We start from the raw sequence: 23,532 nt of genomic DNA, 5'->3' as shown, positions 1-23,532 counted from the left end.
GTGTAGGTGCCTGGTGTTGGCGCTGCATCCGGAGGTCCTCCCGCTCGGTCCGTGCCGCCTGTCAGCAGCGGTCGATAGGCTGGGAACTGCCTGTGATCCGGTTGTAGCTGTGAGGCAAGGCGGTTCGACAGGCGCAGCATGTGGCCGCCGTTGGTTGGCCACGTGGGCCACATCGGGGAGGACGGCGTGGGGCAGCGGCCGAATGAACTGACACCGCACAAGAGCCCGCAGCACTACCTGGGCGCGGAGATGCGTGCCTGGCGTACCCAACGCAAGTTGTCCTTGGCCAAGTTGAAGGCCCTGATCAGGTACGACTACAGCTACATGGGGCGTGTCGAGCGCGGGGAGCAGGCGCCGTCTGCCGCGTTGGTCCGGGCGTACGACGACGCACTGGGGGCCAGCGGGGCGTTGGTGCGGCTCCACGAGATGATCCTGAGCGGCGCCGGCATGGACGTTTTGTCCCGGACTCATGTGGCCAAAGCGGGGTCCCATGTGGCCAACGGGTCGGTGGATCTGGCTGACAATCCGGACGTACATGCACTGTCGGATGCGGAGGGGATCTCTGTCCCTGCCGGACCTCTGACGGAAGGATCATCTTCGTGTCTGTACCTCGAAGGGCGTTTCTGGGAGGCCTGGGTGCCGCGGCTGCGGGCATCGTGGGCGCTCCGCTGGCACAGGCCAGTTCGTCGACGCCCCCGCGGGTGGTGGCGCCGGACCGCAACCCGATCGAGCACCTGCAGGCGGTCCGCCGGGTGCTCATCGACTCGGACAACCTGTTCGGCCCGCACCAGTTGATCCCCAAGGTGCAGGAGCAGATCAACGCCATCACCGCGCTGCGGGAGCAGGTGGGCGGAGCTGATCGTCGGCGGCTTCTTCAGATCCGGACGCAGTTCGCGGAGCTGTGCGGCTGGTTCCACCAGGACGCCGGTGATCACCGGGCGGCGCAGTATTGGACGGACCGTGCGCTTCAGTGGTCGCACGGGGCCGGTGATCCGGATCTGACCGCCTACATCCTGGCGCGCAAGAGTCAGCTGGCCGGGGACATGAAAGACCCGATCGAGGCCATCGACGTCGCGGAGGCGGCGGAGGAGACGGCCCGTCCGGGCACGCGGCTCGCGGCGGTCGCGGCGACGTACGCCGCGCACGGGTACGCGCTGCGGGGTGACGGGCGGGGGACGCTTCGGGCGTACGACCACGCCCAGGAGCTGCTGCATCAGATGGACCCCGACCCCTCGTCCAGCTGGGGTGTCTGGCTGGACGACGCGTACATCGACGTCCATCGGGCGCGCAGCCTGTCGGCTCTTGGGGACCACAAGGCGGCGGCCGAGGGGTTCCGTACGGCGATTGACGCGCTGCCCTCCGGCTACCACCGTGACCGTGGGGTGTACCTGGCCCGCGAGGCGTTGGCGTACGCCGGGAGCCGTGAAGCAGAGCAGGCCGCCACCGTCGGACTCGAGGCGCTGTCCATCGGCAACGAGACGGGATCGGCGCGGATCATGACGGAGCTGGCGCAGCTCGACACCGACCTGCAGCAGTGGCGTACGGTCCCGTCCGTGCGTGAGTTCCAGGACGCGCTCAACGCGTCGGTGCTCCATGAGGCCTGACGGCCGCGCTCTGCTGTCCATTGCTGCTTTGACCAGGGAGATGACCTTGCCCCGCCCGTACGTTCTGCTGAGTGTTGCCACCTCCGTCGATGGCTACATCGACGACGCGAGCCCCGACCGGCTCCTTCTGAGCAACAGCGAAGACTTCGACCGCGTCGACCAGGTCCGCGCTGAGTCCGACGCGATCCTCATCGGCGCCGGCACCATCCGCGCCGACAATCCGCGGCTGCTGGTGAACAGCGAGCAGCGACGCGCTGACCGCATCGCCCGTGGCCTTCCTGAGTACCCGCTGAAGGTCACCATCTCCGGCAGCGGCGACCTCGATCCCGATGCGAAGTTCTGGCACCACGGCGGCGAGAAGGTCGCGTACACCACCGACGCGGGAGAGGAGAAGCTCCGGGCCCGGCTCGAAGGCCTGGCTGACGTCGTCTCGCTCGGACCCTCCATCGACTTCGCCGCGCTCCTGGACGACTTGGGCGAGCGCGGCATCAAGCAGCTCATGGTCGAAGGCGGCGGCAGCATCCACACCGCCTTCCTCTCCCAGGGCCTCGCCGACGAGATCCACCTCGCCATCGCGCCTCTCGTGGTCGGCGACGCCGAGGCTCCGCGGTTCCTCAGCCCGGCCGCCTACCCGGGGGCTCCACGCGGCGGATGACGCTGGCGGAGGCCAAGACGATTGGCGACGTGGTGCTGCTGCGCTACCTGCCCAAGCAGGAGAGCAGCCAGTGACCGAGAAGCCATGGACTGACGCGGACGAGATGTGGATGCGCATGGCGGTCGAGCTAGCGCACCACTGCCCGCCGGCCGAAGGCGCCTTCAGCGTCGGTGCGGTCATCGTCGACTCCCACGGAGACGAGGTCGCCTGCGGCTACTCCCGCGAGGGCGGTGATCCTCACATCCACGCGGAGGCCGCGGCCCTGGCCAAGGTGACCGACCCCGAGAAGCTGCGCGGCGGCACGATCTACAGCTCGTTGGAGCCGTGCAGCCAACGCCGCCAGCCGGTGGCCACCTGCACGCAGCGCATCCTCGAGTCGGGTCTCGCCCGCGTGGTCATCGCCTGGCGCGAGCCGAGCCTGTTCGTCGACGACTGCCAGGGTTTCGAGATGCTCGAGGCCGCGGGGCTGACCGTCGTGGAGATCCCGCTGTACGCCAGCGACGCCCGCGAGGCCAATGCCCACCTCCGAGGGATCAACTTCTGAGCCCCCTCCCCAAGAAGCCCGGGTCCAGGACCCGGGCTTTCTGCTTCCTTCCGAATCCCCGACCGAGTTGACACACCTGGGCGCTATGGTGCAGTTCACAGGAATGTATTCGTGCAGCTCAGGGGGTGTTTTCAACTTCCTCTTCAACTCGGCAGTGATACCGGCGTCCCGCGAGGCGGATCTAGCCTCCGGGCCATGGAGACGATCGGCGGGAACGACGTGGCACCGAAGGAACGGCCTGGGTGGGAGCCCAGGAAGTTGCGGGAGCATCGCGAGGCTCACTCGCTGACCTTGGAACAGGCCGGTGAGGAGCTGCGGAAGATCTCGGAGGTCCTGAAGCTCAAGCCGTCGGTGCAGGGCAACTTCCAGACCGTCTTCAACCACGAGATGGGCAAGGCGTACCCGGACCCGCGGTACCAGCGGGCGTATTGCGCGCTCTACGGGGCCACGCCCTGGGAGCTGGGGTTCCGGCACAAGCTGCCGCACGAGGAGGAGTCCCACCTCCCGAAGATCACACCGCAGCAGGACATGGTGACCGGCGCGCACGTCCAGGCGGTGGAGTCGGCGCTGCTGCAGATCGACGCGGGAGGGGAAGTCGACCAGCACGGTCTGCGGCACCGGATCATGGATGCCTGGCGTCGGCGGCACACCGGTGGTGACCCGCACCGGCCGCACATGGTGCTGGTCGGCGGGTACGCGGGCAGCGGGAAGTCCGAGCTCGCGGAGTTCATCTCGTACTTGACCGGCTGGCCGCGGCTCGACAAGGACTCGTTGACCCGGCCGCTCGTGGAGGCGCTGCTGATCGCGCACGGCGGTGACCCGCATGACCGGCACACGCCGCTGTACCTGGAGAAGGCGCGGGAGGCGGAGTACCAGTGCCTGATGGAGTCGGCGTACGACAACATCCGCGCCGGGATCTCCACGGTGCTCGATGCGCCGTTCCTCAAGGAGTTCTCGGACCCGGCCTGGATGCAGCGGCTGGCGAACAAGTGCCGGGCCTTCGGCGCGGAGACGGCCGTGATCTGGGTGCGCTGCGATCACGCGTCGATGAAGGAGTACATCACCTTCCGCAGCGCGGCCAGGGACGCCTGGAAGCTCGCGAACTGGGACGAGTACATCCGCGGCGTCGACGAGGGCTTCCGCCCGAAGGTGCCGCACTTCGTCGTCGACAACCGCCTCGGGAACGCCGTCTCCCTTACTGACCAGGCCAAGCTCGCCCTCGGAAGGATGTACGCATGACCAGCCCGCTCCCCCGCGCCGTGATCCTTTACGGCCCGCCCGCTGCCGGGAAGGACACCGTCACCCGGGCGTTGAGCGAGCTCGACTCCCGGTACGCGCTGTTTCAGCGCTTCAAGGTCGGCAGTGGGAAGACCGAGGGGTACCGGATGGGCACCGCGGAGCAGCTGGCCGCGCTCGAAGAGGCCGGCGATGTCATCTACGCCAACTCGAGGTACGGCAACACGTACGTGGTGGACCGGCCCGGCCTGGACGAGATGGTCGCCGCCGGCCTCGTGCCGGTGCTGCACCTGGGGCAGATCGAGGGGGTGCGCGCGGTGATGGAGGCGTACCCGGCGCGGTGGACGACCGTGCTGCTGTGGTGCACCCAGGAGGAGACCGAGGCGCGGTCGGTCGGGCGCGGCGATACCGACACCGAGGCCCGGATCAAGGCGTGGCAAGCGACACAGGACGATGTCGACGCCCACCCGGATCAGGTGTGGGACATGACCGTGCAGACCGGCGCCTACTCCCCCGCCGTGACCGCCGACCGTATCCGGCTGTCCTCGGACCCTGGGGCGGGCCCGGCGTAGCTCTCCGGTGATCGGCCGTGTTTCCCGCGGGAAACACGGCCTTCTGCTGTCTGGCCGGAGGCACTCTGGCCTGGCGCGTTCTGGTGATGCAGTGTCGAGGGTTCCGGGGCCTCGCGCCCAACATCCATCAGGGAGTGCCGAGTTGACCGACCTGCAGGGCGACCTGAACTTGACCGACCCGACGAAGGGGTATTTGCACTTCGTCGTCTACACCGAGCAGCGGCTGGGCATCGCTTCCGCGTCACGGAATGGCGAGGTGACCATCCGTAAGGAGTCTCCGTACGCCCGGGAGTGGCTGGACCGGCTGGAGCGCTGCAAGCCCAACGCGCTGCACTGCATGCTCGTGGAGCCAACCAAGATCCCGGCGTTGTTCGATCCGTGCGTGAAGGAGGACAAGGACAGCCCGTCGGCTGTCAGAGGGTCGGGCTGTGTGTGCCAGCGTCCCTTCTACGACCCGGTGTTCGGGCTGCCTGTCGTAGGCGACCATTTCAAGCATGTGGGTGACGGTGGCACCGACGAGTGGACGTACGAGACGTTCGCTCCGCTCGCTCTGCTTCCGGGCGACAGGGTCAGCAGGTTCATGGTCGACTACGGGGTGTTCTGGGTCCGGAGTGAGAAGGGGGTTCTGTCCCTTCTGCCGCAGCGGCACGGCTCCGGCTACAACATCGGCTACGGCGGTGGCGGGCCGCACGCTCTCGCCGCCTACCTCTCCCAGATTGCTGCCACCGACGGGGAGAACACGGTCGCCGGCACCCCGTACGAGAAGGCGGCCCCGGGGATCCTCGCCTGGACGGAAAGCCCCGCGGCAGAGCGGGGGACGAACGAACTGACCCTGCGGGACCTCAAAGCGATGCAGCGAAGCTGACCCCCAGATCCCCAGGGAGCTGGGGATAGACCCCCTGTTTGCCCAGGTGGAAGCGTTTCGCCTCGGTGCTGGGGGATTGGGGGTGCTGGGGGATAGACCTCAGCCTGCAGGGTTCTTCAGCAGCTCCACGGCCTGGACTACCGAGAGGTCGCGGTCGTTCTTCGCTCCTGCCCAGCGGTCCAGGACGGCGGCCGCGGCCCGCAGCATGTCGTCCGGCAGCCCGGCCTCCTGGAGCATGTCGGCGGCCTCGGTCAGTTCCGGGCTCCACCTCCAGGCTCTCGCCGCTGTCTTCGGGATGTAGCCGGTCTCCGTCAGGTACGAGCCGGGTCGCTTGCCCGCGATGGCGAGCAGCTCCTGGTCGACGCCGTGGTCTGCGGCGAGGCCGTACGAGACCGCGGCCAGGACACGGCTGGCCTTCTGGTACGCGCTGTACGACAGCTTCAGCGCGCTCGCCTGCCCGATCCGCTCCCCCAGGACGTGAATCACGACGTCCGTCCCGGCGAACAGCTCCTCCAGCAGCGTGGTCCCGGCCGGGCCGGAGAGGTAGAGGGTAGGTCGCTTCCCGCCGACCGGCGGGGAGCCGACGATCCCGCCGTCGACGACCGTGGACGCGGGGAGGAGGTCGGCGATCCTGCGGGTTCGCTGCGGTGTGATCGCATTCGCCTCCAGCCATGTCCCGGCGTACGCGGCCGCGCTGCGGGCGACGTCTTCGGCCGCGGTCGGCGGGCAGATGCTGAGCACGACCTCCGCCTCGTCCAGGAGCGCCGTGAGGTCGTCGACCGACGTGAGTCCCTCCGCGGCCGCACGCTCCGTGGTCGTCGCCGACCGCCCCTGCGGACTCCAGAGCACGCGGTGGCCGGCGCGCACGAGCTGGCCACCGACGGCGGCGCCCATCGCTCCGGGGTGCAGCAACCCGACCGTGCTCATTGGGCGCCGCCCTGGAGGAGGAGGGCGATCGCGTCGGCGGCGGTGTCGACGGTGTGGTGCGGTGCGGGCGTGCCGTCGGGCCAGGGCCGACCGCGTAGCCAGATGGTGCTCAGCCCGGCCGCGTCTGCCCCGCCGATGTCTCCGGCCGGGTTGTCGCCAATGTAGTAGACGGCGCGGGACGGGGCGCCGCCGCAGCGTGCGACGGCCACCTCAAAGGCCTCACGCTCCGGCTTCCACGCCGCGATCTCCTCCGAGATCGTGACCGCGTCGACAAGGTTCGCGAGCCCCGCGGAGCGGATCTTCGCACGCTGGATGTCCACGGCGCCGTTGGTGAGGATGCCCAGGCTCCAGCCCGCAGCACGGAGCTGCGCCAGGCCGTCGGTGACGCCCGGGTTCGCGGTGACGCCCGCAGCGATCCCGTCGACGTACCCGGCCCATAGCCGGTCGGCCGGCTCCTCGAGGACGAGCTCCTGACGGAGCCGCTCGAAGGTGTGCGGGTAGGCCCGCTCATTGAGCGCGTCAATGAGGTGCTGTTGCGCTCCTCCGTCCAGGCCGCGTTCCCTGCAGAAGCGGGACGCCCACTCCTGCAGAGCCCACTGGCGGTTGATGAGCGTGTTGTCGAGGTCAAAGAGGGCGATCGTCACGCCGCCCGACCTTAGCCCCGGGTTCTGGATGTCAAGCAGACGCGGGGAAGGGGTGCCGTTTCGGTCCGGTGCCGCCTGGGCTGGGTCTGGTGACCGCTAGGGTTCGGTGCAGTCGGAACCAGCACCACCTTGGAGGACCTCCATGTCGACGCCAGCGCGCCGTAGGCCCAAGCGGAACAAGGGCGGCGGGAAGCTCAACGACGCGCGCACCGAGGCCGGCGTCGATAACCCGGAGCCCGGCCCCACGGGGATTCACACGCTGGAGCCGGAGGACGGCGAGCTCTTCGAGCACGACCCGGCCGACGTTGGCCCCAACCCCATGAACCGTCGCCTCGCGCTGCGGAACATGGACGACATGATCGACAGCGTGAAGCGGCAGGGCGTCCACACGCCCGGTGCGGCCATGCACACCAAGTTGTTCATGGAGCAGTACCCGGAGTGGGCCGACCAGGTCCAGCACCCGGAGCGCACCTACATCCTGGGCCCGGGGCACCGGCGGCATGCCGCGGCGCTCGCTGCGGGCAGGCCGATGCTGTTGATCCTGCGCGACCAGTGGGCCAAGGACCGCACGGTCGAAGAGAACCTGATCTCCGAGAACAACGACCGCGACGACCTCTCCCCCATCGAGCAAGCCCTCCAGCTCGATCTGCTGCGCAAGCGCGGGATGACCGGTGAGCAGATCGCGGAGCGCTCCGGCTACGGCAACCGCGGCACGGTCAGCAAGTTCCTGAACCTGCTGGATCTGCCCCAGGAGATCCAGACCGAGCTCCACGAGCGCAGGATGTCGCACGGCGATGGCTACACGCTGTCGACGATCCGGGACGCGGACAAGAAGAACGACACCGAGGCCGCGCACGAGCTCCAGCTGCGGGCCTTCGGCTGGATGCGGGACGAGGGCATCACCGCAGAGGCCGCGAAGAGCCGCCTCAAGGTCCAGGCGACCGTGTTTCCCGCGGGAAACACGAAGCCCGAGGCACCTGGCGAAGCCGAGCGCGATGAGGGCGGCCAGCTCGACTCCGGCGATGTTTCCCGCGGGAAACACGACGCGGACGATACGGATGCCTCGGACCGGTCCGACGAAGAAGGCTCCACGGCCGGAGCTCCGGCAGCGTCGATCCCCCATCAGGGCACAGGGGACGGCGACGACCAGGAGCAGCAAGACCCCGAAGGTGAGGCCGCGGGCGCCGGCGGGGACGAGGACCAGGCGGAGCGGGACCGGCTCGCGGCGGCCGCGGAGTCGGCGGAGCGCCGCAGCCTCGCCTGCCAGCTGCTTCTCTCCCAGGAGAAGTACGCCACCGCACCGGACCTGTCCGCCCTGTTGGTCAACGCCGTCCTCAACCCGATCGAGTGGAAGAACGCGGCCACCCTCGCTCACACCTGGCTGCGTGAGCTGGGCAAGGGACCGAAGAGCCAGCGGCCCTCCACCTACTTCACCGAGGTCTCGGAGGGCAGCGACGCTAACCTCAAGCGCCGGGCAGCGTTCGCCATCGCCCTGGCCGCGAACGAGGTTCACGCCACCGAGAACGACCCCAACTGGGACGACCGCGATCGGGCCCACCTGCAGTTCCTCATCGCCAACAAGGCCGTCGCGTACGAGCCCACCGAGTACGAGCAGGAGCTCCTCGGGCTGGTCTCCTCCGAGGCGCAGTGACCGCCGCTCCCCTTCCTCCGGAGAATCCCATGACAACCAGCACGGCACTCGCCCGTACCCGGATCCTCGAGAAGACCCGCGTCCTGGTCTTCGCCCTGAAGGCCGGCGGCACGGCCAAGACCAGCTCCTGCACCAGCCTCGCCGCGATCCTCGGCGCCCGCGGCTACAAGGTCCTCGTCATCGACCTGGACCCCCAGTGCAACTCCAGCCAGGTCCTCGGGTACGGCAAATTCCGACCCGGGCAAAGGGCATCACCGACGTGATGAAGGAAGAAGTCGAGCTCAAGGACGCCGTCGTCCAGGCCCGCTACCTGGCCGACGACATCGACCCCGCCAACCCGGACGAGGCGTACGACCCGATCGAGAACGTGTACATCGTGCCCGGCAACGTCGACGACCCTGACGTCGACGAAACCGAGCGGCTCCTCAACGACCCCAAGTACGCCGACTCCTACTGGATCCGCGACGGCCTGGCCGACATGGACGGCCAGTGGGACGCCGTCCTCATCGACTGCCCCGCCACCTACGGCCGCGCCACTGTCACCGCGTTCGTCGCGCTCGACAAGAACGTCGACGGAGAGGTCGTCCCGCCGATCCTGTGCACCTTCAAGGAGGGCGGCGCCCTGGTCCGCCTCGAGAAGAAGCTCCAGGAGATCAGGGACCTGCGGAAGTACGCGGTCAAGGGCATCCAGCCCGAGATGCGGCACGTCCTGGTCTGCTGCGCCCCCAACTCCTCCTTCGGAACAGCGGAACACCGCCGGACACTGGGCGAGATCGAAGAGGCCTACGCCGACGTCCTGCTGCCGCTGGTCCACTGGTCCGGCGAAGTCCCCAAGATCTACAGGGACGAATGCCCTGTCCCGATCCTGGCGCCGAACAGCATGCCCGCCCAGGAGTACAACAAGGTCGCCACCGCACTCGGCTTCCCCAACGAGCAGCCTGACCTCTCGACACATCGACATGTTTCCCACGGGAAACACGAAGGGGGGCGGAACCCGATCCGATCGGGTCCCGCCCCCTTCAGCGTGTGTTCCTATGTGGTGCTTCGCGCTGCTCCCCGTGGTGGCTTTCGCAGAGCCTCAGCCATCGCGATGAGCTCTTCAGTCGTCCGCGGCGGTCGATCGTCATGCTTCCTTTGCCGGGGAGGCTGCCCCTGCTTCTTTCGCGGCGGCTTTCGCAGGGCCTCAGCCATCGCGATCAGTTCTTCCGTCGTCCGGCCGGAGCCCTCACCGCGGCGCCGACGCCGGGGCCACTCCCGAACGGCCACGTTGCCCAGCACGTTGTACCGGGGCCCTTCTTCCTCGATGGCGAGGGCCTCCGCCGTCTCCGCTTCTTCTCGAGAAGGGAGCCATTCGATCTCGCGAATGCAGACCTCCGGCCACCACGGCTTCTCCCTGGCGTGAGCTTTCCATCTCGTCCGCGGGTCGAAAGCGATGCCGACGTAGAGCAGCTGCTCGCCGTCGTCGTACAGCCGGTATAAGGCGGTCTGCCCCTCACGCATCGCTCTGCTCCTCCGGCGTCTCGCTCTCAGACCAGGGAATCCCAAGCGTGTCGACGATGTGCCGCAGGACCTTCATGTAGCTGGCTCTGTTCTTGCCGGTCGGCTCCGTCTTGCCCAGCTCCCACATGCTGACGCTCAGCCGGGAAACGCCGATGGCCTTGCCGAAGTCGGTCTGGCTGATGCCCGCTGCCTTCCTGATGCGCACGCGATCGGCGGGTGCCGGCAGGTCTTCCTGCTGCACAGGGCGCATCAGGGCGTTGATCGCCTCGATCATGTCGTCCCCTCTCTCGTTCTTAGCAGACATTAGCGCACCTCTATGCAATCGTCTATGCAATGCTCTATGCTTCTTCTTAGCAGGGCAACGGATAGCCGCTCTGCAGTAGCTATGCACAGCGTCTCAGCACCGATCACCCCGGACAACAACCAGGGCTACACGGCCGCACTACATGGGAGCGATCACGATGGCAGCAGTTCCGCGTCAGGTCCGTACGTTCGTCCACCGCGTCTCGCTCACCGTGGCCGGTGTGCTCAGCCTCCTCATGGTGTGGGCGCTGGGCCAGCCGCTGCTTCCGGTGGTGACGTTCCTGGTCGTCGGGTTCATCGCGTACGGCTCGTGCCAGTGGATGGCGCAGCGGCTGCTGGGCGCGACGAAGTCCCGCCAGCGCCCGGCGCGCGCTCGCTGATGCTCCCGGGCCCGGCACGCGGCCGGGCCTCCCACTGATCGACTCCGCACTGCTTTCCCGTTGGGGGATCTCATGGACATCGACCGTCCGACTCTGACCTTCATCACCGTGATCGCCGCGCTGGTCGGCGGGTGGGCCGCCTGGTCGGCCGCCAAGGCCGGGAACGACGCCGCCTCGGTGGGCGGGGCCGTCTACGCCCTGGTCGCCGGGGTGCTGGCGAAGGTCTTCGGCGGCAGCGCGTTCGCGGTCGTCTTCCGCTCGGTCTTCTTGATCGTGGGCGGGGTGTTCGCGCTCGTTGCCTCGGTGCTGCTGGGCAGTTGCGCCGGGATCCGCCTCACTCCGACCGCCTACTGAGCCAGAGAGGAAGTGCTGACCATGGCGTTCGGTCGCAACCGACGCGCGGAGGCCGACAAGGCCCGCACGGGCCGCCTGCTGGACCACGTGGACCAGGCCTTCGACAACGACGCGGGTGAGATGGCCCTCCAGGACGACGACTCGTTCGAGAGCATCGTCCTGTTCGGAGTGGCCGGCGACCCGGCGCAGCAGTACCCGCCGCCCAGCCACGACTACCCGCGTGGGCGGTGAGCGCTCCGATGGTCACCTCCATGCTGGAGCCGCACATCACCTGGCGGTTCTCCGACCCGGCCGGGGCCTCGGTGAAGTACCCGGATCAGACGACATACGGGTGGGGTTGCGAGGCCCTGCCCGGGTGCCACGCCGGGCGGAGTCACTACCTCGATGAGCGTGACGCGCAGCGCGACGCGGATGAGCACGAGCGCCAGGAGGCGGTGAAGCTGTTCGCGCCGGGGAGCCTGGTGGCCCTGATCGGCCCGGGTGGTTCGGGCAAGTCCCGCTTCTCCGCCGCGTTTCCTGCCAGCTGGGTGGTGAGCCTGGACGAGCTGCGCGGGCGCCTGGCGGACGACGCGGGGGAGCAGTCGGTGACGCCGCAGGCCGTGCAGTTGCAGGACGTTCTCGTGGCGACGCGGATGGAGCGCGGGCTCACCGTGATCGCCGATAGCACCAACGTGGAGGCCTCCGTGCGCGCCGGCCTGGTGGCCAAGGCCCGTGCTTTCGACCGGCCGTTGGTCGCGGTCGTGTTCCTGACCGGCCTGGGTCACTGCCTCTCGCGCAACGACCGGAGGCCGGCCAGCCGACGGGTGCCCGGCGACATCGTGCGCTGGCAGTACGAGCAGACGCGCGCCGCGCTCGGGCTGCTGCCCGGCGAGGGCTTCCACGACGTCCGGACCGTCGACGCGGACCGGACCTGACCACGTACGTACGGCACATCCCATCTGTGACAGGAAGGAAGACCATGGCGAGCGAGAAGGCCTTGAACCCGCCCAAGGGCGAGTGCAGGCAGTGCTGGTTCCACGCCTACGCCTCGAAGGAGGCGCACGCGCACCTCGGTCCCCGTGAGGACTGCCCGGAGTGCGTGGCCCACATGGGTGGTCGCCACCCCGAGCACATGATCGTGAGGTGATGGCGGTGACGCGGGAGAGGGGATCGCTGCTGGCCTCGGTCCGGCGGCCGGTCGCATTAGGCCTGGCGATCGTTGTGTTCCACGCGGACGTGGTGGTCGCGTGGGTGGCCGGGGTTGTGTTCACCATCGTCGCGTGCGGCGTGATGGGCCTGCCGCTGGTGATGGCGGCCGCCGTGGCGCTGGTGGTCGGCGTGGGAGTGTGGGCCGCCTCGGCTCCGCTGTGCGGCGGCTGGATGTCGGACTGGTCTGGGCGGATCAGGAGGTGGGGCGCGCCGGACACGGTGTACTTGCCTCCGGCGCCGGTGGATCACGTGGCCGCGCTGCTGGACCCGAAGCCGGTCCGGCCGATGCCTCCGCGCCCTTCGCAGTCGACCGAGCCGCGGCCGCTGAAGCCGTACGAGCTGATCGGCAAGGAGCCTTGCTGGCGGTGCGGTGAGCCTCCGGTGGAGGGCACGCACGCCTGGGACGACCGCGGTCCCTTCCAGTTGCTGTCCAACCACACCTTCCGGTGCGCGAACGGGCACGGCTGGACGCACAGCACGGACGGAGGCTGACATGCGGCTGCTGCTGATGCGGGTGCTGCCGAACTGGCTGACGGACTTCTTCGTGGAGCTGGCCGGGCACTGGCAGATCAGCCGGTCCATCGACCGGGCCTTCGCCGCCGGGGACCAGGAGGCGCTCGCCGTCTTCAAGACCGGCACCTTCGCGGCAGTCTTCACCCGGCGCGGCCTGTATGCCCGTGGGGACGAGTTCGTGGAGTACGCCCATCGCGTGTTCGAGGCGGACGGCAGCTGCTACCGCTTCCACCGCACCTTCGCCGACATCGACCGGCAGGACTGAATCCGAGATCGACCCCCGTCGGCAGGGTGCCGGTGGGAAGACTGAGCCGGGGCCGGATGGCCGGCCCCGGCCGGGAGGGGAACTGATGCTGGACAATCCATCGCTGCGCTGCCCGGAGTGCAGCTCGTACGAGCTGCGGGCGTCGTTCCTGGAGTACTCCGACGGGCGCCGGGATGTTTCCGGCTTCACCTGCAGCCGGTGCTCGTTCGACTGGGAGGTCTGGGAGACGCCGGCGTTCGCCGCGCCCGACTACGCGACCGCCTACGCCGGTGCGCCCGCGCTCGACGACGAGGACCTCGCCCTGGTGCTGCTCACCGCCGGGGTCAAGGAGCGCGCCACGCAGGCGCTCACCGGCAACGGCCAGCCGGTCGACAGCAGCGAGCACCGGATCGTGCTTCTGCGGAAGGCGGCCTGGCTGGACCGAGCGGCCCGCGAGCAGGAGGTCGACTGGTACCTCGGGCGCTACAGCGACGCCGACGTCAACGACGCGAGCGGCAAGGCAGTTCGGGCCGCGTTCGAGTTCCTGAAGTTCGACCTGGACCACGGCGGCGTCTACACCGAGGGCCCGATCGGCGTGAGCTCGCCAGAGTGGGACATCGCGGGCGGGACACGGGCGTACGTGCGCCAGGAGTACCGCGAGCTCCTGGACCAGGAGCAGCACGTCGACGCGGGGGAGGGGTCGGCGTGATGCGGCGCACCGATGCCCATATCTGGGGCGCGGCCCGCAGCTTCGAGGACCTGGCCCGGCTCACGGCCGACTGGCTGGAGGGCTCCCTGGTCTCGCACCCCAACGGCCACCACGACGGCCCGGACCGGGAGACCGGTCCGCTCGCACCGGTGCTGTGCGAGGCGAACCGCGGCGGGTTCCTCACCGAGGGCAGCCAGCCCGGCGAACTCGCCGAACTGCACGGCCAGCCGTGGCATCAGCGGGCCTTCGTCTCCGGGTTCGCCGGCCCCGGCCTCGCCGGTGTACTGGGTGAGGTGGCGCGGCAGGCCGGGCTCGTCACCCGCGTCTACCTGCCTGCCGGGCGGCCGATGCTGGACGGCGGCGCCGTCGACGTGACGCGCTGGGGCGAGCGGATCAACACCGGCGTCGGCCACTTCCTCAAGCCCCGCGCGGTGCGACAGATCTTCCTCAGCTGCCGTGCAGACGCCGTGCAGGACGTCGTCATGGCCTGGCAGGTCACCCTCGTTGATCCCGAGTGGGGTCGTGACGATCTGCTGTGGCCGACCGTGCGCCGCGCGCTCGCGGCCCACCAGGAGCTGAACCAGAAGGAAGGCGCGCAGTGAATCAGGACGTGGCATGGGGCGGGGAGTGGCGGCACGAAGAGTGCGGCGCCTCCGGCGATGCCGTGTGGGAGGACGAGGACACCGCGTACTCCGGGCACGAATGCGACCAGGACGGCGAGGTGACCTGGAGCGCGGAGTGGGAGTGCCACGGCTGCGGCGCGTCGGGCCTGGTCCAGTTCGAGGACGACACCACCACGTACGCCGATCACGACACCTGTGATGACGAGGACGAACAGGAATGGAAGGAACTGACGGCATGAACACCGCTGAGTCTCCCGTCGGACGGGACCTGACGCTGATCGCGACGGCCGGGGCCGTTGACTTGATGGCGGCCATCACCGACGGCTCGCCCGAGACCGTGCTGGGCCGCACGATCCCGACCGTGGATGTGGTCTTCACCTCTCGGTGCCGGGACTGTGGACAGGCTGAATGCCGCGACAGCGCCAACCTGTGGCGCGACAGCTGGGAGCTGGTGTCGGCCAGTCCGAACTTCGCGAGTACGGGGTGGGGCAAGTGGGCCCGCGAACACCCCGAGGAATGCCCTGAGCGGCTCCGGACGATCGCCCGCTACCTGACGGCCGGCGGGGCGGTCGTGACGGTGACCAACCGGCATGAGTCCAGCTGCGCAGGCTGCGGCCAGGGCGATGACGGTGACGGCGAGCCGGCCGCCCGCGCGTGGGCTCAAAGTCACGCTGAGCTGTGCCGCGCGATGCCCTTCGACGAGGGGAATGAGGCATGAGCGGCGCCACGGTGAGTGTGGTCTTCGAGCCCGCGTGGGAGGACAACCCGACGTGGGAGGGCAGCGAGCTGTACGCCGACCTCGCCCGCGCCCAGGTCCTCGCGGCCGATGCGTACGTGCGCGAGATGTACGAGCTCCTGGACGAAGGCGACGACGGGCCCGGCGAGCTCGTCTGGACGCCGACCGGCGGCAGTTGGGAGCTGACGGACGGCGGGAAGCCGACGCCGGTGTCGATCTGCCCGCGCACCGTCCAGGGCACCTCGCAGGCCTCGCCGACGCAGCTCGAAGCGCACGACATGACGCTGGGGATGCTGGTCGCAGTGCTGATGCACCTGGGCGGCTCGGTCGATCTGCCTGCCGACGCATTCGCCCCGGACGCACTGGGCACCGCGGACGGCCACCTGCACGCCGCGGCGCTCAAGCCCGTCGACGACAGGGTCCGCCTGTACGTCGTCCCGCGGCCCGCCGACTACGACGGCGGGATCGTCTTCCCCGACGACGCGGGGGAGGGGTGAGCCTCCCGCCCGCCGCCGTCCGCCCAACTACCACCGCACACCACGATCGAGAGAAGGCCGACCATGAACATCCTTCCCGAGCGCGTCGACCCCCGCGCCCTGGTCATCGCCCAGAACCGCCAGCGCATCGCGCACGAGTCCTACGGCTCCACCGCGAACTGGAACAGCCTCAAGCCGGACGAGCAGAAGCTCATGGTCGAAGAGGCCGCGACCTGGCTGCGCGCCGCCGTCGAGGCCGGCATCGTGCCGCTCGCCGAACGGCCCACTCGCGACCACTACGCCGTCTACCTCGATGAGGAGGGATTCCTCTGGGGCGAGTACGACGGCGACGACATCCTGCGCCTGGTCCAGGTCAGCGAGCAGGCACAGTCCAAGGAGCTCCTGGAGGAGCAGGGAGCCGAGTTCCGTCTCATCGGCTGGCATCAGTGATGAGCGGCGTGGACGAGCTGGAGCTGCTGCGCCAGCAGATGGCGCTGGTCTCGGAGTTCCGGGTGCCGGTCCCGGACCACGGGGCCGGCGGCTACGCGGAGGTCGTGGTGTGCCGCGAGCGCATCGACGTCGACCGGTGGGCGGTGACCGACGGGGCGCTGACGGGGCTGCGGGCCTGGGTGGCGGGCGAGGGCTGGAAGTACGTCAGCGACGTCGGGCGGAAGGTGGCGTACGCCCACGGGCGGAGCGAGGCGCTGGAACTGGCCCGGCAGGTCGCGGAGATCGAGGCGGCTTGCTACGGCGCGGAGATCGACGCGCTGCGCGCAGAGGATCAGGACGGCGAGCGGTAGCACGGCCGGATCACGCCGAAGGGCGCCCGACTCCACCTTGAGCGGGCGCCCTTCGGCGTACCGTCCCAAACACAGATGTGCGGAAGGAGTTGGCATGGCCTGGGTGAACAGCAAGGGCGTTGAGGTGGACCGGGAGTCGTACGACGACATCAGGGACGCGATGGTGGCGATCCTGCGCAATGAGCATGGGATCACCACGAGCCGGTATCACGGCCGTACCTACCGAGAGCCGTGTCACCTGATCCACCAGGACAACCTGGCCCGCCGGAAACCGCGGGGAAACTGCCAAAGTGCCACCCGAACTTCGGCAAGTCCGAGCGGGACTTCGAGGGCGAGTGGGACGAGTGCGACCTTGCCGAGGACATGCCGACAGCCCTGGACGCCGGAGTGGACCACAGCGATGCGTGGTGGCGCGAGGACCGGATGATCGCGTGGGTCTGGTACCCGTACGAGGTCCCACTGGACCGGCTCGGCGAAGCGCACGCGCGGGCCGCCAAGCATGGCCTGGAACTGACATTGGCGACCGGCTGGGGTGCGCACTACTACGGCAACACCCCGGCCGTGATCCTCGCTCTGTCGGATGCCCACATTCCTGAACACCCCCAGACCGAGGATCTGATCCGGGCAGCACGGAAGCTCCCGCACCGCTCCAAGTGGTGAGCCGGAGCTTCCCCGTTTCGTCTCCATGATCGGTGACACGGTGACAGTGCAGGTCAGCGGGCATATGACGGCTCCGGGCAGGACGCAGCGCAGGCCTTGGGCGAGTCCCTGACCTGCACTGTCACCGTTCTTTGGGCCGCCAGTCGCGTTGATCGTCTGATTCGGGCCGCTGACCTGCGCTGTCGCCGTTGTCACCGATGTCGCCGTTCGTTCGGCAGGTTCTCTATGGGTGTTGATCGCCAGTCGGTCGCTCGGGGCAGTCAGAGGAGGGCACCCAGCGGCAGGTCGGGGCGTGTCCGGCGCAGTGCGGGCAGAGCTCGGTGACGGAGGTGAGCGGCAGTCCGTACACCCAGCGCAGACATGAGTTGGAGCGCAGGGGTCCGGCTTCGGCGGGGCGGTGGTGAAGGTCGGGCAGGAGGCTCCAGCGGCGCTCCGGTTTCTTCGTGCCGCGCGGCGCGCGGTGGCCGGCCTTCGGGGCGTGGAGACCCAGCCAGTAGGTGAGCGGCTCGCCTTCGCGGCCGTCGACGATGCCCGGCGTCTTGAAGCGGTCGGCGACGGTGGCAAGCCAGTCGCGGGCGGAGACCTTGGAGCTGGTGGTGCGGCGGGTCTCCCAGTCGTTCATCGCGGCGGCCAGGCGGACGGCCTCGGGGTAGACGACAGCGGGCGCAGCTCTGCGGCGGTGCCGGGTGAAGCCGAGCGCGTCCTCGCGCTCGCGCCACTGCTCGTGGGCGACCTGGCGGCTGACCCACCACCACAGGGTGACCTGGTGGGCGTCGGCGACCAGGGCGTCCCCGGCCGGGCCGAGTTTGTGGTCGAAGGCCCGGTGGTCGCGCAGCGCGCGGCCGATCTCTGGCAGCGGCGTGGTGTCGATGAGGTAGCCGTGGTCGTCGCCGCACTGCCAGCGGCGGCCGCAGGTGCACGGCCGCCAACGGTGGCCGTCCGCGACCAGCCAGGCGCCGTCCTCCAGGCACAGCGGACAGGCCTTGAGCGGACCCTCGCCAACCGCGTCCGGCCAGCTGGTGATGTGGACCTGGGCTCCGGCGGTGCTCAGCAGATGGTCGGGGTGCAGGCCGGGCAGCGCGCGGCGCAGCTGGTCTTCGTCGCGTTCCACGAGCGCCGCGAGGCGGGCGACGGCCTTCGGGCTGAGCCGGGCCTCCTGGAGGTGCGGGCGGACGGCCGCGAAGGTGCCGCCGGGCAGTCGGCCCTGGTGGAGCGCCTTGAGAAGTCGGCCGGCCTCGATGCCGTTGGCGGCCGCGGTGCGCGCGAGGTACGAGGCGGTCGTCTCCCCGTGGATCATCGGGACGCGGATCGGCAGGTCGGTCTTCTTCAGCGGCTTGCTGGTGGTGCGGGGCTTCGGCGTGCCCTTGGTGCCCTGGGTCATGTGCAGACCGTTCCACACCCGTCCTGTGGACAACGGCCGAAGACCGCGCGGTGTTGACGCGGGAGGAGGTCCGGCTGCTCCCGTGCTCGTAGGCCTGCGTGCTTGGCCTCTGTCCACAGGGGGTGTCCGGGACTCTGCCGGACATGGTGAAGATGAAGAAGAACCCGGTGGTGTGCTGGTCCCACGCCTTCCTCGATGAGGAGCTGCAAGGAGAGTGCGAGCGTGGCCTTCCGGTGACGCTTGCGGAGCAGGCTGAGGCCGTTGTCCAGCATCACGCGGGGCGCATTTCGACGGCGGCGGGGCTGCTCGGGATACGGCCGTGTCTGCTGCGGTGGCTGCTGGGCGGACGCCTCGCTCCGAGCATCGCCATCACGTCACGTCAGCGCAAGCGTCTCGCGCTGCCCGCTCGAGTTGGCTCAGGTGGAGAAGGAGCGGCTGCGTGCGGAAGCCGCTCGAGCCCGTCGGAGCGCCGCTAAGTCCGCGGAATCCCGGGGGCAGCGTGAGGCGGCGCAGCAGGCCCAGGAGGTGGGCTGGGAGCAGGCCCGTGCGGCCAGGAACCGTCCAGGCCGGTAGCGAACTGGCCGGATGCCGACCGGAGTTGGCCGAAGATGACCCTAGCCACTGCTGTACGTATCTCGTACAGTTCTTGGTGTACGAGATACGTACAGCACATCGGAAGGGGAGACCCGTGGAGCACAAGCTCAGCACCACCGAGGACGGCCAGATGGAGCTCACGATCCGCTGGAACAAGGAGCAGGACGACCCGATGGGCTTCCTGTACGGCTGGGTCGCCAAGGGCTACCTCGAGTCGTTCCTGCGCACGTTCCCCAAGCCCGGCGAGGGCGGCAACCCGACCGACGCCGACGACGCGTACCACATGGCCCTCGGGCTGAACTGGCTCGCGGAGCACACCGACCGGCGCCTGGAGCTCCTCCTGCTGCTCCTGCGCGACCAGTACAAGGCCTCCTGGGGCACCCTGGCCGCCGCGCTGGACGCGCCCCGCTCCACCGCCAAGTCCCGCTACACCTCGGTCGCCAAGCAGTACGCGGAGCACGGCGACTACGTGGACGAGACCGGCATGCACTCCGGCCCGCCCGCGGAGGTCAAGAAGCTCATCGCCGACCGCCTCAGCTCCCGCGACCTGCAGGACAAGCTCAACGAGAAGGCGGTCCGCAACCTCACCGCCGGCGACCGCGTCAAGCACCGCCTCAACCCCGAGCGGCAGGGCACCGCGGTGAAGACCGCGCTCGGTCAGTGGGTCATCAACTGGGACGACGAGGGCGAGCTGCTGACCTCCGGCGAGGACATCATCCCCCTCGGCTGACCGGGCTCTGGGGCGGCCGGCTCTCTTGCCGGACAGCGGCCGCCCCGGCCCCTCCCACCTCCCGCATACGAGAAGAGGAGAACCCTCATGGTCTCGCACACCGAAACGATCGCCACGTTCGCCGCCGTCTTCGCCACGCTCTGGGTCGCCCACACCGTCGGGGACCACTGGGTGCAAAGCAGTGCGCAGAGCGCCGCCAAGGGCAAGCCCGGCTGGGTCGGACGGCTCGCCGACACCCGGCACGTCATCGGCCTGACCCTCACCAAGGCCGTGCTCCTGGTCCTGGCCGTGCTCGTCCTGGACCTGCACCTCACCGCCGTCGGCCTGACCATCGGCCTCGCTCTGGACGCGGCCTCACATTGGTGGGCGGACCGGCGCTCCACGCTCGCCTGGCTCGCCAAGGTCACGAACAAGACCGAGTTCTACAACCTCGGCACCGGCGCACACCCGCACCACCCGACCACCGCCGAAGGCAAGCCCGCCGCGCACATCGGCACCGGCGCCTATGCCCTTGACCAGGCATTTCACGCCCTGTTCCTCTTCTTCGCCGCCCTGATCATCGCCTCCGTCTGACACACCGAGCCCCGGAAGGACACCCACCTCATGAGCAGCACGCCGAAGATGACCCTGGACCAGGAGCTCGCCGCGGCCGTCGCCATCGTCCGCGTCGGCCTGGACCGGATCCGCGACACCGCGACCCGCACCGAGGACGTCGCCCCGCACATCGCCGCGCTGCGCGCCCTGTACGACCAGAGCGCGCCGGAGGCTGGCGTCCTGGCGGCCGTCGCCGACGTCATCGGCACCATCACCGTCTCGCTCACCGAGGTCGGACACGCCGACAGCGAGTCCGCCGTCGAGCTCCTGGACGAGGCACAGGCCTACGCCCAGGACAGCACCGGCGACCGCATCCACCGCGCCCTGGAGAAGCTCACTCCGCTCCTGGTCTGCAAGGAGTGCGGTCAGGCCAAGGACGACGTGAAGGTCATGCCCGACCCGTTCACCGAGGCCCTGGACCCGGACCGCGACGACCACGAGCTGATGCCACTGTGCTCCGGCTGCGCCACCGCCCGGTTCGAGGAGAGCTAGACCGGCCCCCCGGCAAAGAGGAAACGGGCAACACCGCGAACTCCCTGTCGCCGCGCGGCGGCGGCAGGGATCGTGAAAGCACCGCACCACCCGACGAACAAGGAGAGCTGCACCATGCGCGACTACAGCGACAGCGAGTTCCCCTGGATCCACATCCACACGTTCGGCTTCGACCACGGCGTCCCCGAAACCGCGATCGGCTGCCTCCTGGTCGACCTGCGCGGCGTCGACTTCGACGACCCCAACCTGCAGGACCACCTCAAGGGCCGGGGCGGGAAGGACGCGGACGTCATCGAGCACGTGATGGCCTCCCGCATGGCCTTCACCAAGCTCGAGCAGACCGTAGGCCAGGCCAAAGCGCTGCTCGACTTCAACGCGAAGAAGAACTTCACCGTGCGCGTCCTGATCGGCGACCACGACGGCCGCACCCGCTCCGTGGTCGTAGGCGACGCCGTGGCGGAGATCCTCAACGCCCGCGGCATCCCGGCCGAGGTGGAGCACCACCACCTCGCCACCGACGCCCAGAAGTGAACGTGTCCGGGACTGCAGCTATCAGCCCCGGACACTCCGCCCAGCACACCACACCCCGCGGGCCCCGCACCACGGCGGGGCCCGCGATCTTCCCGGAGGTCCACATGCCCGCAACGCCCCAGGTCGTCATCACCTCGTACGGCGCCCGCTGGAACGACCCGCCCCGCCACGACGGCCCGGTGCTCAAGCTCGATGTCTCCGGCACACTGTGGGACCCGGCCGCGACCGCCATCACCCAGGACCTGGTCCCGCACACCGGCCTCCACCCGGACGTCCGCAACCACGTGCTGTCCACCCCGGGCGCCGGCCAGCTCATCGGCGACACCGGCCGGGACGCGCTCGCCCTGGCCAAGCGCCGCGACGAGCCGGTCCACCTCGATGTGCACTGCTGGTACGGACGCCACCGCGCCGTCGCCGTGGCCGAAGAACTCGCCAACTGGCTGCGCGGCCGCGGAGCTGACGTCACGGTCGTCCACCGCCACATCGCCCGCCCGCTCGTCCACCGCGACCCGACCATCGGCGAGAAGTGCGTGTTCTGCCGGATCGTCGCGGGCACCGAGCCCGCCACCGTCGTACGCGAGTGGAACGACGCGCTCGCCATCAAGCCCCGCGGCGGCGTCAACGCCGGGCACACCCTGGTCATCCCACGCCGCCACGTCGACAACGCCGTCGTCGACCCGGCCATCACCGCGCTGACGATGGCCCGCGCCGCCGAGCTGGGCGCCGAACTCGGCTGCGACCTCAACGTCATCACCAGCGTCGGCGCCCTCGCGACACAGACCGTCTTCCATCTGCACGTGCACCTGGTGCCGCGCGAGGCAGGCGACGGGCTACCTCTGCCCTGGACACCCCAGCAGACCGCCCACGCCGCCGCTGCAGTCCTCAACTGACCCAGCCCGTACGCCAGAACGGCCAGGATCCTCACAGTTCGCCTGTGAGGCTCCTGGCCGTTCGTCGGACGTACGACGCGGGGAGAGGGTCAGCGCGCCACCGCGTCGGCGTCGACAGGCGCCCTCGGAGTGAGCTTGGCGAGCGGAGAAGGCCGGCCTTTCGGCGTGGCCTTGACCTCGTCCCAGTCGATGGCCGGATGGACGGCCAGCAGGTCCAGGTCGCCGACGCGGAAGAGCGGCACGGTGGGCGCGGCCCGGCGCGGATGCCGACTGTTGCGCACCCAGATGGTGGGCTCCAGCCACTTCGCGTTGATCAGATGCTCGATGTCCGAGGCCCGGATGCCCAAGTGGGCGGCAGCATCAGTGCGGGTCAGGAGTTTCCCGTCTCGCTGCGCCCTCTCCAGAGCTGCGCGGTCGTTGAAGTGCTCCAAGGCCTGGCCGTCGTAGAGGTCGTATCCCTTGTACTCGCCGACGCTTTCGATCAGGCCGACGCGGTCCAGCTCGATCAGAACCTCGGAGTGGACCTCGATGCCGAACCGCTCGCTGAGGACGTCAGCGGCGCGGCCGGCACCCATGTCCGGCAGGGTGCCGGTGGCTGCCCGGATCTCCTCCGCCCGCGCGGCCACCTCGTCGACGACGGCCGCGGACCAGCGGCAGCCGCCGACGTCGGCCGGAGGGATCAGCCCCTTCTTCAGCGCCCGCTCGAACCGCCACAGCGCGAACCCGATCCGGTCGGGGAACTGGATCGGCCCGTAGTCCTTCGGCGCCTTCTTGGCTGGCTTCTGGTCCTGCGTCAGCTTCTGCTCCGTCACGATGCGTCGCCTCCACGAGGGTTGGTCACGGCGCTCCCGCGCCGCCTCTCCTGTAAGGGAAGGTAGCCGTACACGGCCGGTCCCGCAACTCATGTAAGCCGCTGACCAGCCGGTTTCTAGTTTGCATACTTGGAGCGAAGTTCAGCGGCTGCGGCGATTCCGCGCTCCAGCCCACCCCGCCACACATCACCGACTGTGGTCACCCCACGGGCCAGGCGGACGTACTCCTTGAGCACCTCCTCATCGCTCGGCTCCATGAAAGGCCGTGGAGGCACCATCCCTGGGTTCCGGTCCCGCCAGTCCCGCAGCGCCTCGATCGACTTC

At 69.4% G+C, this 23,532-nt stretch carries 33 protein-coding genes and 2 pseudogenes; 29 read left to right on the top strand and 6 right to left on the bottom strand.

Annotation, left to right across the window (positions count from 1 at the left end):
• Nucleotides 1-138: 138 nt before the first annotated feature.
• The 6 genes and pseudogenes from ACOBQU_RS40595 to ACOBQU_RS40570 all read left to right on the top strand — a co-directional run bounded on the left by ACOBQU_RS40595 (nt 139) and on the right by ACOBQU_RS40570 (nt 5,476).
• Complete coding sequence (locus ACOBQU_RS40595; protein ID WP_423635693.1) at nt 139-795, top strand: helix-turn-helix domain-containing protein; 657 nt, start codon at nt 139-141, stop codon at nt 793-795.
• Nucleotides 702-1,604, top strand: coding sequence for a DNA-binding protein (locus ACOBQU_RS40590; RefSeq protein WP_423635691.1), 903 nt, complete (start codon nt 702-704; stop codon nt 1,602-1,604). Before ACOBQU_RS40595 ends, ACOBQU_RS40590 begins: the two co-directional genes overlap by 94 nt.
• Before the next feature lie 46 nt (nt 1,605-1,650).
• Nucleotides 1,651-2,803: pseudogene (locus ACOBQU_RS40585) on the top strand (dihydrofolate reductase family protein).
• Nucleotides 2,804-2,998: 195 nt separating this feature from the next.
• On the top strand, nt 2,999-4,042 hold the full coding sequence (locus tag ACOBQU_RS40580) for an AAA family ATPase (protein ID WP_423635689.1): 1,044 nt from the start codon (nt 2,999-3,001) through the stop codon (nt 4,040-4,042).
• Nucleotides 4,039-4,611 (top strand): guanylate kinase, encoded by a 573-nt coding sequence (locus ACOBQU_RS40575; protein WP_423635687.1) that lies wholly within the window; start codon nt 4,039-4,041, stop codon nt 4,609-4,611. The genes ACOBQU_RS40580 and ACOBQU_RS40575 overlap by 4 nt, the downstream gene beginning before the upstream one ends.
• A 142-nt stretch (nt 4,612-4,753) precedes the next feature.
• Nucleotides 4,754-5,476: a hypothetical protein gene (locus ACOBQU_RS40570; protein WP_423635685.1), complete on the top strand. Its 723-nt coding sequence runs from the start codon at nt 4,754-4,756 to the stop codon at nt 5,474-5,476.
• A gap of 99 nt (nt 5,477-5,575) precedes the next feature.
• On the opposite strand, the gene ACOBQU_RS40565 is transcribed toward ACOBQU_RS40570, so the two are convergent.
• The gene (locus tag ACOBQU_RS40565) at nt 5,576-6,403 is read right to left on the bottom strand and encodes a DUF1932 domain-containing protein (protein ID WP_423635683.1); all 828 of its coding nucleotides are present in this window, start codon (nt 6,401-6,403) and stop codon (nt 5,576-5,578) included.
• Nucleotides 6,400-7,047 carry an HAD family hydrolase gene (locus ACOBQU_RS40560; protein ID WP_423635681.1) on the bottom strand — a complete coding sequence of 216 codons (648 nt, stop codon included), beginning with the start codon at nt 7,045-7,047 and terminating at the stop codon, nt 6,400-6,402. The genes ACOBQU_RS40565 and ACOBQU_RS40560 overlap by 4 nt, the downstream gene beginning before the upstream one ends.
• Nucleotides 7,048-7,189: 142 nt before the next feature.
• Between ACOBQU_RS40560 and ACOBQU_RS40555 the strand changes: the two genes are divergently transcribed.
• Genes ACOBQU_RS40555 through ACOBQU_RS40545 form a run of 3 tightly spaced genes read left to right on the top strand, consistent with a single transcriptional unit; the run spans nt 7,190 to nt 10,100 of the window.
• Entirely contained in the window at nt 7,190-8,698 is a 1,509-nt protein-coding gene (locus tag ACOBQU_RS40555) for a ParB/RepB/Spo0J family partition protein (RefSeq protein ID WP_423635679.1), read from the top strand.
• Nucleotides 8,699-8,727: 29 nt separating this feature from the next.
• Nucleotides 8,728-8,961: a ParA family protein gene (locus tag ACOBQU_RS40550; protein ID WP_423635677.1), complete on the top strand. Its 234-nt coding sequence runs from the start codon at nt 8,728-8,730 to the stop codon at nt 8,959-8,961.
• Nucleotides 8,961-10,100, top strand: coding sequence for a ParA family protein (locus ACOBQU_RS40545; protein ID WP_423635675.1), 1,140 nt, complete (start codon nt 8,961-8,963; stop codon nt 10,098-10,100). Before ACOBQU_RS40550 ends, ACOBQU_RS40545 begins: the two co-directional genes overlap by 1 nt.
• 90 nt (nt 10,101-10,190) lie before the next feature.
• Here the strand turns inward: ACOBQU_RS40545 and ACOBQU_RS40540 are convergent, their stop codons facing one another.
• Complete coding sequence (locus tag ACOBQU_RS40540; RefSeq protein ID WP_423635673.1) at nt 10,191-10,472, bottom strand: helix-turn-helix transcriptional regulator; 282 nt, start codon at nt 10,470-10,472, stop codon at nt 10,191-10,193.
• 187 nt (nt 10,473-10,659) lie between these two features.
• On the opposite strand from ACOBQU_RS40540, the gene ACOBQU_RS40535 reads away from it, so the two are divergent.
• The 15 genes from ACOBQU_RS40535 (at nt 10,660) to ACOBQU_RS40465 (ending at nt 17,184) form a co-directional block, all read left to right on the top strand.
• Entirely contained in the window at nt 10,660-10,881 is a 222-nt protein-coding gene (locus ACOBQU_RS40535) for a hypothetical protein (protein ID WP_423635671.1), read from the top strand.
• A 72-nt stretch (nt 10,882-10,953) separates the two neighbouring features.
• On the top strand, nt 10,954-11,235 hold the full coding sequence (locus ACOBQU_RS40530; RefSeq protein ID WP_423635669.1) for a hypothetical protein: 282 nt from the start codon (nt 10,954-10,956) through the stop codon (nt 11,233-11,235).
• A gap of 21 nt (nt 11,236-11,256) precedes the next feature.
• On the top strand, nt 11,257-11,466 hold the full coding sequence (locus ACOBQU_RS40525) for a hypothetical protein (RefSeq protein ID WP_423635667.1): 210 nt from the start codon (nt 11,257-11,259) through the stop codon (nt 11,464-11,466).
• A gap of 20 nt (nt 11,467-11,486) precedes the next feature.
• Nucleotides 11,487-12,149 (top strand): AAA family ATPase, encoded by a 663-nt coding sequence (locus tag ACOBQU_RS40520; protein ID WP_423635665.1) that lies wholly within the window; start codon nt 11,487-11,489, stop codon nt 12,147-12,149.
• A 44-nt stretch (nt 12,150-12,193) separates the two neighbouring features.
• Nucleotides 12,194-12,361: a pRL2-8 gene (locus ACOBQU_RS40515; RefSeq protein ID WP_423635663.1), complete on the top strand. Its 168-nt coding sequence runs from the start codon at nt 12,194-12,196 to the stop codon at nt 12,359-12,361.
• 5 nt (nt 12,362-12,366) lie between these two features.
• Nucleotides 12,367-12,915 carry a hypothetical protein gene (locus tag ACOBQU_RS40510; protein ID WP_423635661.1) on the top strand — a complete coding sequence of 183 codons (549 nt, stop codon included), beginning with the start codon at nt 12,367-12,369 and terminating at the stop codon, nt 12,913-12,915.
• A 1-nt stretch (nt 12,916) separates the two neighbouring features.
• Entirely contained in the window at nt 12,917-13,201 is a 285-nt protein-coding gene (locus ACOBQU_RS40505) for a hypothetical protein (protein WP_423635659.1), read from the top strand.
• An 85-nt stretch (nt 13,202-13,286) separates the two neighbouring features.
• Complete coding sequence (locus ACOBQU_RS40500) at nt 13,287-13,889, top strand: hypothetical protein (protein WP_423635657.1); 603 nt, start codon at nt 13,287-13,289, stop codon at nt 13,887-13,889.
• On the top strand, nt 13,889-14,491 hold the full coding sequence (locus ACOBQU_RS40495) for a DUF6919 domain-containing protein (RefSeq protein ID WP_423635655.1): 603 nt from the start codon (nt 13,889-13,891) through the stop codon (nt 14,489-14,491). Before ACOBQU_RS40500 ends, ACOBQU_RS40495 begins: the two co-directional genes overlap by 1 nt.
• Nucleotides 14,488-14,751, top strand: a complete 264-nt coding sequence (locus ACOBQU_RS40490) for a hypothetical protein (protein WP_423635653.1) — start codon at nt 14,488-14,490, stop codon at nt 14,749-14,751. The genes ACOBQU_RS40495 and ACOBQU_RS40490 overlap by 4 nt, the downstream gene beginning before the upstream one ends.
• Nucleotides 14,748-15,230: a hypothetical protein gene (locus tag ACOBQU_RS40485; protein ID WP_423635651.1), complete on the top strand. Its 483-nt coding sequence runs from the start codon at nt 14,748-14,750 to the stop codon at nt 15,228-15,230. The genes ACOBQU_RS40490 and ACOBQU_RS40485 overlap by 4 nt, the downstream gene beginning before the upstream one ends.
• The gene (locus ACOBQU_RS40480; protein ID WP_423635649.1) at nt 15,227-15,745 is read left to right on the top strand and encodes a hypothetical protein; all 519 of its coding nucleotides are present in this window, start codon (nt 15,227-15,229) and stop codon (nt 15,743-15,745) included. Before ACOBQU_RS40485 ends, ACOBQU_RS40480 begins: the two co-directional genes overlap by 4 nt.
• A 63-nt stretch (nt 15,746-15,808) precedes the next feature.
• Nucleotides 15,809-16,174 carry a hypothetical protein gene (locus ACOBQU_RS40475; RefSeq protein WP_423635647.1) on the top strand — a complete coding sequence of 122 codons (366 nt, stop codon included), beginning with the start codon at nt 15,809-15,811 and terminating at the stop codon, nt 16,172-16,174.
• Nucleotides 16,174-16,524, top strand: coding sequence for a hypothetical protein (locus tag ACOBQU_RS40470; protein ID WP_423635645.1), 351 nt, complete (start codon nt 16,174-16,176; stop codon nt 16,522-16,524). The genes ACOBQU_RS40475 and ACOBQU_RS40470 overlap by 1 nt, the downstream gene beginning before the upstream one ends.
• A 231-nt stretch (nt 16,525-16,755) precedes the next feature.
• Nucleotides 16,756-17,184, top strand: a complete 429-nt coding sequence (locus ACOBQU_RS40465) for a hypothetical protein (protein ID WP_423635643.1) — start codon at nt 16,756-16,758, stop codon at nt 17,182-17,184.
• Nucleotides 17,185-17,407: 223 nt separating this feature from the next.
• Here ACOBQU_RS40465 and ACOBQU_RS40460 read toward each other — a convergent pair whose 3' ends face one another.
• On the bottom strand, nt 17,408-18,565 hold the full coding sequence (locus ACOBQU_RS40460; RefSeq protein ID WP_423635641.1) for a TniQ family protein: 1,158 nt from the start codon (nt 18,563-18,565) through the stop codon (nt 17,408-17,410).
• Between the two features lie 688 nt (nt 18,566-19,253).
• On the opposite strand from ACOBQU_RS40460, the gene ACOBQU_RS40455 reads away from it, so the two are divergent.
• From ACOBQU_RS40455 to ACOBQU_RS40435, 5 genes are all read left to right on the top strand, one after another.
• Nucleotides 19,254-19,889 (top strand): hypothetical protein, encoded by a 636-nt coding sequence (locus ACOBQU_RS40455; protein ID WP_423635639.1) that lies wholly within the window; start codon nt 19,254-19,256, stop codon nt 19,887-19,889.
• Nucleotides 19,890-19,976: 87 nt separating this feature from the next.
• Nucleotides 19,977-20,462 (top strand): transcriptional regulator, encoded by a 486-nt coding sequence (locus ACOBQU_RS40450; protein WP_423635637.1) that lies wholly within the window; start codon nt 19,977-19,979, stop codon nt 20,460-20,462.
• Nucleotides 20,463-20,492: 30 nt separating this feature from the next.
• Nucleotides 20,493-20,975, top strand: a complete 483-nt coding sequence (locus ACOBQU_RS40445; RefSeq protein ID WP_423635635.1) for a hypothetical protein — start codon at nt 20,493-20,495, stop codon at nt 20,973-20,975.
• 114 nt (nt 20,976-21,089) lie between these two features.
• Nucleotides 21,090-21,506, top strand: coding sequence for a RapZ C-terminal domain-containing protein (locus ACOBQU_RS40440; protein ID WP_423635633.1), 417 nt, complete (start codon nt 21,090-21,092; stop codon nt 21,504-21,506).
• 104 nt (nt 21,507-21,610) lie between these two features.
• A complete protein-coding gene (locus ACOBQU_RS40435) occupies nt 21,611-22,396 on the top strand; it encodes an HIT family protein (RefSeq protein WP_423635631.1) in 786 nt (261 codons plus the stop codon).
• Nucleotides 22,397-22,485: 89 nt separating this feature from the next.
• Here the strand turns inward: ACOBQU_RS40435 and ACOBQU_RS40430 are convergent, their stop codons facing one another.
• The gene (locus ACOBQU_RS40430; protein ID WP_423635629.1) at nt 22,486-23,208 is read right to left on the bottom strand and encodes a hypothetical protein; all 723 of its coding nucleotides are present in this window, start codon (nt 23,206-23,208) and stop codon (nt 22,486-22,488) included.
• Between the two features lie 116 nt (nt 23,209-23,324).
• A pseudogene (locus ACOBQU_RS40425) lies at nt 23,325-23,532 on the bottom strand (hypothetical protein); the annotation flags it as partial.

The organism is Streptomyces sp. G45, from assembly GCF_049542095.1.
Lineage (GTDB): Bacteria > Actinomycetota > Actinomycetes > Streptomycetales > Streptomycetaceae > Streptomyces.
The sequence above is the reverse complement of the archived record's forward strand: the minus strand, read 5'-3'. Positions and strand labels throughout refer to the sequence as shown.